This is a genomic window from Streptomyces sp. YJ-C3, from assembly GCF_053891275.1.
Window position 1 is genome coordinate 6,143,650 of sequence record NZ_CM132685.1, and the last position, 12,854, is coordinate 6,156,503.

General features: G+C 71.6%; 13 protein-coding genes. 2 read left to right on the forward strand and 11 right to left on the reverse strand.

Features of this window, described 5'->3' with window-relative positions; translation table 11 throughout:
• Positions 1 to 20 precede the first annotated feature (20 nt).
• Complete coding sequence (locus tag ACVHNB_RS27525) at positions 21 to 278, forward strand: hypothetical protein (RefSeq protein ID WP_428955865.1); 258 nt, start codon at positions 21 to 23, stop codon at positions 276 to 278.
• 15 nt (positions 279 to 293) lie between these two features.
• On the opposite strand, the gene ACVHNB_RS27530 is transcribed toward ACVHNB_RS27525, so the two are convergent.
• From ACVHNB_RS27530 to infC, 10 genes are all read right to left on the reverse strand, one after another.
• Complete coding sequence (locus ACVHNB_RS27530) at positions 294 to 824, reverse strand: NUDIX hydrolase (protein WP_428955864.1); 531 nt, start codon at positions 822 to 824, stop codon at positions 294 to 296.
• 72 nt (positions 825 to 896) lie between these two features.
• Positions 897 to 2,237 carry a tetratricopeptide repeat protein gene (locus tag ACVHNB_RS27535; RefSeq protein ID WP_428955863.1) on the reverse strand — a complete coding sequence of 447 codons (1,341 nt, stop codon included), beginning with the start codon at positions 2,235 to 2,237 and terminating at the stop codon, positions 897 to 899.
• A gap of 257 nt (positions 2,238 to 2,494) precedes the next feature.
• Positions 2,495 to 3,517, reverse strand: coding sequence for a PP2C family protein-serine/threonine phosphatase (locus ACVHNB_RS27540; RefSeq protein ID WP_428957717.1), 1,023 nt, complete (start codon positions 3,515 to 3,517; stop codon positions 2,495 to 2,497).
• Positions 3,518 to 3,811: 294 nt separating this feature from the next.
• Positions 3,812 to 6,334, reverse strand: a complete 2,523-nt coding sequence (pheT, locus tag ACVHNB_RS27545) for a phenylalanine--tRNA ligase subunit beta (RefSeq protein WP_456226146.1) — start codon at positions 6,332 to 6,334, stop codon at positions 3,812 to 3,814.
• The gene (gene pheS, locus ACVHNB_RS27550) at positions 6,334 to 7,461 is read right to left on the reverse strand and encodes a phenylalanine--tRNA ligase subunit alpha (RefSeq protein WP_428955861.1); all 1,128 of its coding nucleotides are present in this window, start codon (positions 7,459 to 7,461) and stop codon (positions 6,334 to 6,336) included. Before pheS ends, pheT begins: the two co-directional genes overlap by 1 nt.
• A 152-nt stretch (positions 7,462 to 7,613) precedes the next feature.
• Entirely contained in the window at positions 7,614 to 8,732 is a 1,119-nt protein-coding gene (locus ACVHNB_RS27555) for a sensor histidine kinase (protein ID WP_428955860.1), read from the reverse strand.
• A 143-nt stretch (positions 8,733 to 8,875) separates the two neighbouring features.
• Positions 8,876 to 9,706, reverse strand: a complete 831-nt coding sequence (locus ACVHNB_RS27560) for a TrmH family RNA methyltransferase (protein ID WP_428955859.1) — start codon at positions 9,704 to 9,706, stop codon at positions 8,876 to 8,878.
• A 175-nt stretch (positions 9,707 to 9,881) separates the two neighbouring features.
• A complete protein-coding gene (rplT, locus tag ACVHNB_RS27565) occupies positions 9,882 to 10,268 on the reverse strand; it encodes a 50S ribosomal protein L20 (RefSeq protein ID WP_006350245.1) in 387 nt (128 codons plus the stop codon).
• Positions 10,269 to 10,368: 100 nt separating this feature from the next.
• A complete protein-coding gene (gene rpmI, locus ACVHNB_RS27570) occupies positions 10,369 to 10,563 on the reverse strand; it encodes a 50S ribosomal protein L35 (protein WP_007829094.1) in 195 nt (64 codons plus the stop codon).
• Between the two features lie 123 nt (positions 10,564 to 10,686).
• Positions 10,687 to 11,370 carry a translation initiation factor IF-3 gene (gene infC, locus ACVHNB_RS27575; RefSeq protein WP_428955858.1) on the reverse strand — a complete coding sequence of 228 codons (684 nt, stop codon included), beginning with the start codon at positions 11,368 to 11,370 and terminating at the stop codon, positions 10,687 to 10,689.
• 350 nt (positions 11,371 to 11,720) lie between these two features.
• Here infC and ACVHNB_RS27580 point away from each other — a divergent pair, with 350 nt between their 5' ends.
• Complete coding sequence (locus ACVHNB_RS27580) at positions 11,721 to 12,101, forward strand: DUF1844 domain-containing protein (protein WP_428955857.1); 381 nt, start codon at positions 11,721 to 11,723, stop codon at positions 12,099 to 12,101.
• Between the two features lie 3 nt (positions 12,102 to 12,104).
• Here ACVHNB_RS27580 and ACVHNB_RS27585 read toward each other — a convergent pair whose 3' ends face one another.
• Positions 12,105 to 12,836 (reverse strand): SseB family protein, encoded by a 732-nt coding sequence (locus ACVHNB_RS27585; protein WP_456226147.1) that lies wholly within the window; start codon positions 12,834 to 12,836, stop codon positions 12,105 to 12,107.
• Between the last annotated feature and the right edge of the window lie 18 nt (positions 12,837 to 12,854).

Here is a 12,854-nt window from a genome sequence, read left to right on the forward strand (position 1 = left end):
CTACGGAAAGGAGCGGACTAGTGACCACCGACCCGGAGCATTCCGTGGTCCCGGAAGAACTCGCAGAGTTACGCCGTGTCTTCGAGGTGGGGCTGACCCGTATCGACGGTCAGATGGCCCTGCTCGCCCACCGCGACGACCAGACGGTCAAGGATCATGACGATCTGAGCGCGCGGATCAGTGCGCTCGAACACACCCGCTGGCCCCTGCCCGCGGTCGCCGCGCTGACCGCGGTCGGGGCACTGGCCATCACGGTGTGGCAAGTGCTCGGGCATTAGCGGCGAGGGCGGGCGCTAGCCGAGCCGGAGATGGTGCAGGAGCAGTAACGCGGCCGCCATGTTGGCGGCCGGGACCTCTCCTCGAGCGATCATGTCGGGGACGAGTTTGAGCGGGACCCATTCCCTGCGGTCCGACTCGAAGTCGTCCTGGGGGTGGCCGATGTACGTTCCCTCGTCGGTCCAGTAGATGTGGTGCCGGGCGTCCGTGAGTCCGTTGGACGGTTCGACGCTCAGCAGGTGCCGCAGCGGTCCCGGCCGCCAGCCGGTCTCCTCCTCCAGTTCCCGGGCGGCCGCGTACGCGATGTCCTCGCCGTCCTCGACGACGCCCGCCGCCAGTTCCCAGCCCCAGCTGTCCGTGATGAAGCGGTGCCGCCACAACAGCAGTACCTCGTCCGCGTCGTTGACCACCGTGGCCACGGCCACGGGGCGGAGCCGGATGAGGAAGTGGTCGAGATGCCGGCCGTCCGGCAGTTCGACATCCGCCAAGTTGACGCTGAACCAGCGGTTTTCATACACAGTTTGTTCGTTCTGTTTCGTCCACTGCACGGTTCTGCCACCTTCCGTCGAGTTGATGGCAATATCGCAGCAGTGGCGCCCTCGGGCGTCCTACGTAATGGCTCAGAGCGGTACGCGCAGCGCCCCGTCGATGAGTTCGGCGGCCTCGGCCGTGCCGGCACAGCCGCTGGCGACGAGGTGCTCGCGTACCGCCCGGAGTCGGTCGCGCAGGCGCTGGGACTCCATCCCCCGCGCCGTCTCCGCCATTTCGACGGCGGTGGCCACCGCCTGTTCGGCGTTGCCCTGTCTGAGCTGGATCTGACTGAGCACGGCGAGCCGGTGCACGCGGCCGCGGTCGTGCGCCGGGGTGTGCACGGCCTCGGTGGCGTGCTCCTTGGCCGCCGCGTAGTCGCCGAGGCTCAACAGGGCTTCCGCGATCTGGACGTTGACGAATCCGGGCTGCACGTATCCCGTCTCGTCCGGTTCGTGTCCGCGCCGGATGCGGTCGGCGGCGGACTCGGCACGGCGGATGCACTCCAGCGCGCTCGTGCCGTCACCGAGGTGCGCGTACGCCTTCGCCTGCATGGCATACAGGTCGGAGGCGAGCGCCGGGGTGATGTGCCGTCCGGCGGCGCGCAGCGCGGCCTCGGCGAAGGCGACGGCCTGGCGGTAGTCACGCATGTGCAGCGACTGATTGACGAGGAGCGCTATGACGTAGGCCCCAAGTCCCCGGTCACCGCTGGCCTTCGCGAGCCGCAGGGCCTGGTGGAAGTAGCGCTGGGCGAGGCCGTGCGCGTCGGAGTCGTACGCGCAGATGCCCGCGATGGCGACCAGCCCGCCGGTGGCCCGGTGCAGTTGGCGGCCGGTGGCGTCGGTGTAGCTGCCGCGCAGCAGCGGCGTGGCCTCGGTGTTGAGGAAGCCGACGATGCGGGTGCGTGTCGCGATGCCGCCGGCCTTGCGGTACATCTGCTCGTAGTGGCTGCGGGCCGAACGCATCATCTCGATGTCGGCGGCGCTGACCAGATGGCGCCCGCCGCGCGAGACGTCGGTGTCCTCCGGCGGGTTCTCCCACTCCCACACGGGCATCACGGCGGGGGTGCCGGTGACGGCCGGGGCGTCGAGGACGTGGCGGCGCTGCTGTTCGTCGGAGCGCCACAGCGCGGTGGCCCGCTCGACGAAGCCGGACAGCGAGGAGCTGTGCGGGGCCGCCGGTTCGCCGGGGATGCCGAGGCCGATGTCGTCGAGGGTGACATGCCGCTGCAGACGGCCCGCCAGGACCTCACAGATCAGGTCGGGGACCTGTCCCCGTGGCCGCTGGCCCTTCAACCAGCGGGCGACGGCGGTGTGTTCGTAGCGCAGCGCGAGTCCACGGGCCTTCCCCGCGTGGTTCACATGGGCCGCGAGGCCCGCGTGGGAGATCCCGGCCTCGTCGAGAATCGCGTCGAGCAGGGTGTTGGGCTGCATGGATGCCCTCCGTTGGCTCGGTGGCGCCAGCCTAGTGGAGGTGGCTTCACACGGGGTGTGATCGGAATGCTCAACTCCGGGCGCTGTGCACTCTGTTGTGGCCGGTTTCCGCCCGCTTGACTGAACTGCCTCGAAAGAGGCCGGCCGGGCCGTCGGCTCCCCCTCGTACAGACGGCGGCCCGATCCCGCGTCGTCCGCCCGCTCGCCTGCCCACAACTCCGCGGCGGGCGGACGACGCCCCCCTGGGACGGGAGGTGTCAGAGAACGGTGTGGGCGGTGCGGACGACGGGCTCGCCGTGCTGGACGGGTACGCGCCTGCGGTCGTTGCGCAGGACGAGCAGGGCCGCGTCGTCGCTCGGCGGTCCGCCGATGTGCCGCAGCAGCCGGCTGTACACGGCGTGGATGGCGGCCTTCGGCACGACGGTCCGGCAGCCCATGGCCTCGGTGAGCGCGGCCTGCAGAGGAAAGAACCGGCCACGCGCGTCGCGGGCGTCCTCGATGCCGTCGGTGTGCAGCGCGAGCCCCTCCCCCGGCAGGATCCGTCCGCACCGCACCGGCGCGAGCTCGGCGGGCAGCGGGAACGGGCCGAGCGGCGGCATCGGATCGCCGCCGGGCAGCGGCTCGACGGAGCGTGCCGCGCCGGGCCGCAGCAGATAGGGCCAGGGATGACCGCAGTTGAGCGCGTACACCGCGCCGTCCTGCCGGATCTCCAGGAGCAGCACGGTGACGAACTCCTCGGCGAGCGGACTCTCCGGCTCACCGCCGCCGAAGGCCGGATGCTCGTCACGGGACCGCTGGCGCAGATGCCGCGCGTGGGCGCGCTCCAACCGCCGCAGCACCCGGCCGAGTTCGTCCTCGTCGTGGGCGGCCTCACGGAAACTGCCGAGGACCGCGCCGACCGTGGCGAGCGCGCCGAGCCCGTGCCCGCGGACGTCCCCCATGACCACCCGGACCCCGTGGTCGGTGGCGACGACGTCGTACAGATCGCCGCCGATGCTGGCGCCGCGGTCGGCGGAGAGCTGGCCCGCGGCGAGGGCGAGCCCGTCGAGCCGCGGCGGCAGGGGCCGCAGCAGCACGGACTGGGCGGCCCCGGCGACGGCCTTGAGCTCCCGCACCTCCCGCATCAGACCGTGCCGTACGTGGAGTATGAGTCCCGTTCCCACCACGAAGAAGACGGCGCTGCTCACGATCCGCGCGCCCAGTCCGTTCTGCTGCGCGAGCGGGCAGGTCAGCTTGTACGTGACGGCGACCGCGCCCCAGACCGTGGGCAGGCCCAGCATCAACGCACGCCGGATCCGCCGGGGTTCGGCCCGGACGACCTTCACGAGGCGGGTACGGAGAGAGGTGCGGAGGGCGGTACGGACGGATCGGGCGGGCGCCCTGGTCTTGGTACGAAACATGCCGCCGGCCCCCTAGGCCCCGTTCAGCGCGCTCGCCGGTCGGCCCGACGACCGGATCGATTCTTACGACCGTCTGCCCCGATCGGGCCAGATCGCCAAGAATCCTCACTCGAACGAGTGAGGGGCGCACCCGGTGATCCGGATGCGCCCCTCAACGGGCTCCTGCCTGCGCCGTTACGCGCCGCGCAGCACCGCGCCCGCGCTCTCGGCGGCCTGGGCGACCGCCGCGTCCCGGGCGGCGCTGGCCTCGTCGACCGTCAGGGTGCGGTCGGCGGCACGGAAGCGCAGCGCGTACGCGAGGGACTTCTTGCCCTCGCCGAGCTGCTCCGCGTTCTCGTACACGTCGAACAGGCGGATGGACTCGAGGAGTTCACCGGCGCCGAGGCGCAGGTAGTGCTCCACGGCCGCGGCCGGGACGTCCTGGTCGACGACGAGCGCGACGTCCTGGGTGGCCACGGGGAACGTCGAGATCCGCGGCGCCTGCAGGGCACCGTCGCTCGCCTGCTCCACGAGGTCCAGGTTCAGCTCCATCGCGCTGGTGCGGGCCGGCAGGCCGAGGGCCTTGACGACGCGCGGGTGCAGCTCACCGGCGTGGCCGACGAGGGTCTTCACCCCGTCGATCAAGACGTACAGCGCGGCGCACCGGCCGGGGTGCCACGGCCCGTACTGGCCCTGGTCCACGGCCAGCTGGGTGCCGGCCTCGGTGGCGATGGTGCGCGCCGCCTCGACGGCGTCGGCCCAGGTCGCCGGGTGGCCCTTGCCCCACCAGCCGGACTGCTCGCGGGCGCCGGACAGGACGACCGCGGCGTGCCGGGGCTGGTTCGGGAGGGCGGCCGTGAGGGACGCGATCTCCTCGTCGGTGGGACGCCGGTCGACGGGCAGCCGGGTGGCGATGCGCAGCTCGTCCTGGGGGTGGAAGACCAGGCCCGTCTCGAAGAGCGCCAGGTCGTGGCTGCCCCGCCCGTCGTTGCGGCGCAGCGCGGACAGCAGGCCCGGCAGCAGCGTCGTACGGAGGACGGGCTCCTCGTCGGAGAGCGGGTTGACGAGGGTGACGACGCGGCGGGCCGGGTCGTCCTTCTCCAGGCCCAGCTGGTCGAAGACGCCCTCGCCGATGAACGGGTAGCTCAGCGCCTCGACGTATCCGGCGCCGGCCAGGGCGCGGCCGACACGGCGGTGCGTGCGCTGGCGCTCGGTCAGGCCGCGGCCCGCCGGGGGCTTGGGCAGCGTGGAGGGCAGGTTCTCGTAGCCCTCCAGGCGGATGACCTCTTCGGCCAGGTCGTTCGGGTCGGTCAGGTCGGGCCGCCAGGACGGCACGGTGACCGTCAGGGCGTCCTGGCCGTAGACGTCGCAGCCGACCTGCTGGAGGCGGCGCACGACGGTCTCGCGGCCGTAGGCGACACCGGCCACCTTGTCCGGGTGGTCGGCCGGGATGGTGAGGGTGCGCGGGGCGCCGGGCGCGATGACCTCGGTGACGCCTTCCTCGGCGGTGCCGCCCGCGAGCAGCACGAGGAGGTCGACGACGCGCTGCGCCGCGGCGGACGTGGCCTGCGGGTCGACACCGCGCTCGAACCGCTTGGCCGCCTCGGAGGACAGCTTGTGGCGGCGCGAGGTGCGGGCGATGGTGAGCGCGTCGAAGTGCGCGGCCTCGATGACGACGTCGGTGGTCCCGGCGGCCCCCGTGGGATCGGCGTGGTCGGCGATCTCCGTGTTGGCGCCGCCCATCACGCCGGCGAGGCCGATGGGGCCGCGCTCGTCGGTGATGACGAGGTCCTCGGCGTCGAGCGTGCGCTCGGTGCCGTCGAGGGTCTTGAGCTTCTCGCCGGGCAGGGCGCGGCGCACCCCGATCGCACCCTGCACGAGGGAGCGGTCGTAGGCGTGCAGCGGCTGGCCGAGCTCCAGCATCACGTAGTTCGTGACGTCGACGGCGAGCGAGATCGGGCGCATGCCGGCCTTCTGCAGGCGGCGCTGCAGCCAGATCGGCGAGCGGGCCTCGGGGCTGAGGCCGGTGACGGTGCGCGCGGTGAAGCGGTCGCAGGCGATCGGGTCGGAGACCTGGACCGGGTAGCCGAACGCGTTCGGCGCGGGCACGTCCAGGAGCGCCGGGTCGCGCAGCGGCAGCCCGTACGCGGTGGCGGTCTCGCGGGCGATGCCGCGCATCGACAGGCAGTAGCCGCGGTCGGGCGTGACGGCGATGTCGAGCACCTCGTCGACGAGCTCCAGGAGCTCGATGGCGTCGGTGCCGGCCTCGTGCTCGGGCGGCAGCACGATGATGCCGTGCGTGCCGTCGTCGCCCATGCCCAGCTCGTCGGTGGAGCAGATCATGCCGTGCGAGGTCTTGCCGTACGTCTTGCGCGCGGCGATCGCGAAGCCGCCGGGCAGCTCGGCGCCGGGCAGCACGACGACGACCTTGTCGCCCACCGCGAAGTTCCGGGCACCGCAGACGATCTCCTGCGGCTCGCCCGTGCCGTTGGCCTGGCCGACGTCGACCGTGCAGAACCGGATCGGCTTCTTGAAGCCTTCGAGCTCCTCGATGGTCAGCACCTGGCCGACGACGAGGGGGCCCTTGAGGTCGGCGCCGAGCTGCTCGACGGTCTCGACCTCAAGCCCTACGCCGACCAGCTTGGCCTGCACGTCGCGGCCGGTCTCGGTGGCGGGGAGGTCGACGTACTCCCGCAGCCAGGAAAGCGGGACCCGCATCAGATCTCCATCCCGAACGGCCGGGTGAACCGGACGTCACCCTCGACCATGTCTCGCATGTCTTCGACGTTGTGGCGGAACATCAGCATCCGCTCGATGCCGAACCCGAAGGCGAATCCGCTGTACTTCTCGGGGTCGACGCCGCACGCGGTCAGCACGCGCGGGTTGACCATGCCGCAGCCGCCCAGCTCGATCCAGCCCTCGCTGCCACAGGTGCGGCACGGCCGGTCCGGGTTGCCGACGGACTCGCCGCGGCACACGTAGCAGACCATGTCCATCTCGGCGGACGGCTCGGTGAACGGGAAGTAGTTCGGCCGCAGCCGCGTCTTCATGTCGTCGCCGAAGAGCGCCTTGACCATGTGGTCCAGGGTGCCCTTCAGGTCGGCCATGGTGAGGCCCTCGTCCACGGCGAGCAGCTCGATCTGGTGGAAGACCGGGGTGTGCGTGGCGTCCAGCTCGTCGGTGCGGAACACGCGACCGGGGCAGACGACGTAGACGGGCGGCTCACGGTCGAGCAGCGTGCGGGCCTGCACGGGCGAGGTGTGCGTGCGCAGCACGACACCCGACTCGTCTCCCTCGGTGCCCTTGGGGCCCTGCACGAAGAAGGTGTCCTGCATCTGCCGCGCCGGGTGATCCGGCGTGAAGTTCAGGGCGTCGAAGTTGAACCACTCCGCCTCGACCTCGGGGCCCTCCGCGATCTCGTATCCCATGGACACGAAGACGTCCGCGACGCGCTCCATCATCGTCGTGAGGGGGTGGCGGGCGCCGGCCGGAGTGCGGTCGTAGGGCAGCGTGACGTCCACGGCCTCCTCGACCAGGACGCGCGCGTCGCGCTCGGCCTCCAGCTCGGCCTGGCGGGCGGCGAGGCCCCGGCCGACGGCGGCGCGGGCCTGCCCGACGAGCTTTCCGGCCGCGGCCTTGGCCTGCGGCGGCAGCGCGCCGATCTCGCGGTTGGCGAGCGACAGCGGCGACGTGCCGCCGGTGTGCGCGACCTTGGCCTCCTGAAGCGCCTCGAGCGAGTCCGCGGCGGCGAAGGCGGCGAGCGCCTCGTCCCGCACGCGCTCGATCTCTTCCGGTTTCAGTGCCTCGACCTCGACAGGGTCGTACGACTTGTTCGGTGCCGACATCTCTTCCCGTGCTTCCGATTGGCTGGCGGATGGCCCCGTCTACGACCCGTCCCTGATTCGCTGACGAACCGTCCCTGACGTGGAGACGCAATGTGCCAAAGGACGAGTCTAACGGGGGTGAGGTGTACGAACGCGCCCGTGGGGGCCGGTGCTCAGGCGTTGAGGTACGCCGGCGCCGCCACGGGCAACGTAAATCGGAACTGGGCGCCGCCACCGGGCGCCCGCCCGACGGTGATGGTGCCGCCGTGGGCTTCGACGATGCCCTTGACGATGTAGAGGCCGAGCCCGGTCCCGCCGCGCTTGCTGCCCCGCCAGAAGCGGGTGAAGACGCGGTTCATGGACTCCTCCGGGATGCCGGGCCCCTCGTCGCTGACGGTGACCGAGGTGGATTCCTTGGCCGTCGTGGTGGGCTCTACGTCAATGGTGACGGCTCCCTCGCCGTGCCGCACGGCGTTTTCCAGCAGGTTGCTCAGCACCTGGTCGACCTTGTCGGGGTCGGCCCACAGGTCGGGCAGCGGCTGGCCGACGCGGAGCAGGAACCGCTGGGCCGGCTGACCTGCGGCGACATGGGCCTGGATGTGCCGGGAGACGGCGGCTCCGATGTCGACGGGCTGCCGGCGCAGTTCGAGGCGTCCGGAGTCGATCCGCGAGATGTCGAGGAGCTCGGCGATCAGCCGCGTCACCCGGTTCGCGTCGGCGTCGACGGTCTCCAGCATCAGCCGCTTCTGCTCGTCCGTGAACCGCTCCCACTTGGCGAGCAGGGTCGCCGTGAACCCCTTGACCGAGGTCAGCGGCGAGCGCAGCTCGTGGGCGACGGTGGCGATGAGCTCGGCGTGGCTGCGCTCGGTGCGGCGCCGGGCCTCCGTGTCGCGGATCGAGACGACGACCCGGCGCACGGGCCCGGTCGGGCGGGTCCGCACGTAGCGCGCGGTCACCAGGACCTCCCGGCCGCCCGGCAGCAGCAGGTTCCGCTCGGGCTGTCCCACGCGGGTGGCGAGGCCGCCGTAGGGGTCGGTCAGCTGCCACCAGCGGCGGCCTTCGAGGTCCTCCAGGGGCAGCGCACGCTCCAGCGCCGTGCCGAGGGCGCGTGCGGCGGGTACGGCGGTGATGCGCTCCGCGGCGGCGTTGAAGCAGACGATGTGGCCGCTCTCGTCGGCGACGACGAGTCCGTCGGGCAGGTCGTCGGGGTGGAGGCCGGGTCCGGCGGAACCGAGCGTGGCCATCTCCGGGGGTGTGCTCACCCTCGATGCCCTGCTGGTGCGGACCGTCATCTCCCCGTACCCCACCTCTCGAAACGGCACAGTGGGCCCCGAGTTCGCCACCCTACTAGTCGCAGGTGACGGACTACCAGTCACCGGTGACGCAGAGAGAGCGCACGAGGCCCGCGCGCGCCGCGCCGGAGCGCCGGTGCCGGTCAGCGGCGGCATCCTCCGGGGGCGCGCTGGGCGCGGGCGGAGGCGTACAGGCAGACGGCGGCGGCCGTCGCGAGGTTGAGGCTCTCGGCCTTGCCGTGGATGGGCACGCGGACGACGGCGTCCGCGAGGGCGCGGGTCTCCTCGGGCAGCCCCCACGCCTCGTTGCCGAAGACCCAGGCGGTCGGGGTGCCCATGGTGCCCTTGTCGAGCTCGTCGTCGAGGTCGTCGTCACCGGCGCCGTCGGCGGCGAGGATGCGCACACCGGCGGCCTTCAGCCCGGCCACGGCCTGCTCGACGGGCACGCCCACGGCGACCGGCAGATGGAACAGCGACCCGACGGACGCCCGGACGGCCTTGGGGTTGTACAGGTCGACGGACGCGTCGGTGAGGACCACGGCCTCGGCGCCCGCGGCGTCGGCGCAGCGCAGCACGGTCCCGGCGTTCCCGGGGTCGCGCACGTGCGCGAGGACGGCGACGAGCCGGGGCCGGGCCGCGAGGATCTCCTCGAACGGGGTGTCCAGGAACCGGCAGACGCCCACGAGTCCCTGGGGCGTCACGGTCGTCGAGATGTCGGCGACGACGCTCTCGTCGGCGAGGTGCACCCGGGCGCCCGCGGCGCGCGCCTCCCCCACGATGTCGGCGTACCGCTCGGCGGCGTCGAGGGTGGCGAACATCTCGACGAGCCCCCCGTGCGCGGCGGCCTCCCGCACGGCCTGCGGCCCCTCGGCGAGAAACAGCCGTTCCTTCCCCCGGAAGTTCCGCTTGCCGAGCCGCCGGGCGGCGGACACACGGGACGACTTGGGAGAGATCAGCTCGGGAACGGCAACCATGACAACTCACCTGGGGAGGAAGCGCCCCGAAGGGGGCGCGGGGAACTGCGCGACCAGCCACAACCGGCCCGCGCACGGCACACGACGCTCGACGGCAGACGAGCCGCCGAACGCACTCGGACCCGCAAGCACTCGGCTTGCGGGTCCGAATATCACGTCCGGCTCAGCGGAGCGATCAGGCGGCAGCCTTCGGGGCGTTGACGTCCGCCGGCAGAGCCTTCTGCGCGACCTCGACCAGCGCGGCGAACGCGTTGGCGTCGTTGACGGCGAGCTCCGCGAGGATCTTGCGGTCCACCTCGATGTTGGCGGCCTTCAGACCCTGGATGAGGCGGTTGTACGTCATGCCGTTCTGGCGGGCAGCGGCGTTGATGCGCTGGATCCACAGCTGACGGAAGTCGCCCTTGCGCTTCTTGCGGTCGTTGTAGTTGTAGACCAGGGAGTGGGTGACCTGCTCCTTGGCCTTGCGGTACAGACGCGAACGCTGACCGCGGTAGCCGCTGGCCTGCTCGAGGATCGCCCGACGCTTCTTGTGCGCGTTGACTGCGCGCTTGACGCGTGCCACTTGTTAACTCCTTGTAGCGGGGCCGGGGTTGACGTCACCCGACCCGAATTCGAATAGGTCCCGGTCTAGCCGACGTGCGCGGCGCCGAAGCGCCGGTACGTCACTTGCCGAGAAGCTTCTTGATCTTCTTGGCGTCGCCCGGGGCCATCTCGGCGTTGCCGGTGAGGCGACGCGTCAGGCGCGACGACTTGTGCTCGAGCAGGTGGCGCTTGCCGGCGCGCTCACGGAGCACCTTGCCGGAGCCGGTGACCTTGAAGCGCTTGCTGGCACCGCTGTGCGACTTGTTCTTCGGCATAGCGCCGTTCTCTCCTCGTCAGTGGCGTTCCCGGCCGGTTCGTGCCGTGGGCGCGAACCGGCCGTGAGGGAACGTCAGTTGTGTCAGTTGGTATCCGTGGCGCACAGGCTGTACGCCGCCGGATCATGCCTCGGCAGGAGCCTCGGCGGGGGCTTCGGCAGGAGCCTCGGCGGGCTGCTCCTCGGCGGCGTTCTGCGAACGCCCCGGGTTGGCCTTCGCGTCGGCCTTGCGGGCGGCCTGCGCCTCGCGGGCCTCGGCCATCGCCTCGGTCTTCTTCTTGTGCGGACCGAGGACCATGATCATGTTTCGACCGTCCTGCTTCGGGTTCGACTCCACGAAACCGAGGTCTTCGACGTCGTTCGCGAGACGCTGCAGCAGTCGGTAGCCGAGCTCCGGCCGGGACTGCTCGCGACCACGGAACATGATCGTGATCTTGACCTTGTCGCCCTGCTTGAGGAACCGGACGACGTGACCCTTCTTGGTGTCATAGTCGTGCGGGTCGATCTTCGGCCGGAGCTTCATCTCCTTGATGACCGTGTGCGCCTGGTTCTTGCGCGCCTCACGGGCCTTCATGGCCGACTCGTACTTGAACTTCCCGTAGTCCATGAGCTTGCAGACGGGCGGGCGGGCGTTCGCCGCCACCTCGACCAGGTCGAGGTCGTACTCCTGAGCAAGCTCAAGGGCCTTGGCAAGCGGAACAATCCCGACCTGCTCGCCGCTGGGACCGACAAGACGCACTTCGGGAACGCGAATCCGGTCGTTGATGCGGGGCTCGGCGCTGATGGATCCTCCTCGGTAGCACCACACGACGGCCTGGCGGACCGCCGCGTACGATTTTTCCTAAGTACCAACCGCGCCGACGCACAAAAAATGCCCCGGACGGTACACACGCGGGGCTCCAAGGAAGTACCGGAACACCGCCACGGTGGACCGCGGGGCGCAACTCGGACGGCTCCATCGTCCGTACGGAACGATGGGGACCGCCTGACCGGTGACCCGCCGCCCGTGAGGGCGGTCAGGTGGGAGATCGGAGCCTCCACTTGTGGGCCGGGTACTCAGGTCGTGCAGACGTGGGTCTCCGGCCGGTCGTTACACAAGGTTAGCAGCACTTGGGGGGTGCGCCCAACCGGGTGCGCGGGCGGCATATCGTGTGGGGCATGAGTGACGCCATCCCCGCAACCCCGTCTCTTGATTCCCCCGAGACTCCCGACTACGACGCGCTGACCCGCGACATCGCCGAGGTGCCCGCCGTCGAGGTCATCGTGACGGTCGCGGTGAACCTGATGAGCGCCGCCGCGGTGAAGCTGGGCCTCACCGAGGAGGGTGACGCCCACAAGGACCTGGACGAGGCCCGCAAGCTGATCCACGCCCTGGCCGGACTGCTCGACGGCAGCGCCACGGAGATCAGCTCCTTCCACGCGGCCCCGCTGCGCGACGGTCTGAAGTCGCTGCAGCTGGCGTTCCGCGAGGCCTCGCTGGTGCCGGACGAGCCGGGGCAGGGCCCGGGCGAGAAGTACACGGGGGCCGTGTACGGCTAGATCTCAGTCGCGTACGTAGAGGGGCTCGCCCGGTGGGGTCGCCTCGGTCGGCAGCAGCGCCAGGTCGAGGCCGCGCACCAGGCGGGCCCTCAGTGTTTCGTCGGCGGCGATGCGCCGGGCCACGGCCTGCGCCGTGGCCGCCGGGTCGGCGCCGGGGTCGATGACCAGGGCCACGACGCCGTCCGCCGGGCCGGGGCCCAGGTGGGCCCGGCGCACCGCGGGCTCGGCGGCGACCGCGGCGCGGACCGCCTCGGTGACCGCGGGGTCGGCCAGCGGGTCGGCCGAGGTGCGGCCCTCGGCGAGGGCGTAGAGCGCGGCGCCCGTCAGCTCGTAGGGGACCGGGCCCGCGAGGTCGAGGACGACGGTGTCCGCCTTCTCGTGGGCGGCGGCCTGCAGCGCCTGGTGGAGCGGGACGGCGACCGGGCGGGCCTCGGGGTCCCACAGGGCCAGGGCCGCGGTGGAGGTGAAGGCGGGGAGCGCCGTGCGCGAGCCGGCCTTCAGGGTCGGGACGGCCATGTCGCTGGTCTTCTCGCGGCGCAGCCCGTTCTCGTCCTCCTCGACCTCGCCGAGGACCGCGACGACCGGGACCAGGAGCCGGGCGTCCTTCAGCGCCTCCAGGACCGGTCCGTGGGCCGTGCGGTCCTGGGACCAGGCGGCCAGGGCCTCGGCCAGACGCGGGTCCGCGGTGCCGTCGTCGTCGGAGAAGCCGGGGTCGGGAATGTTCTTGTTCGCCACGTTCACCGACCCTACCGA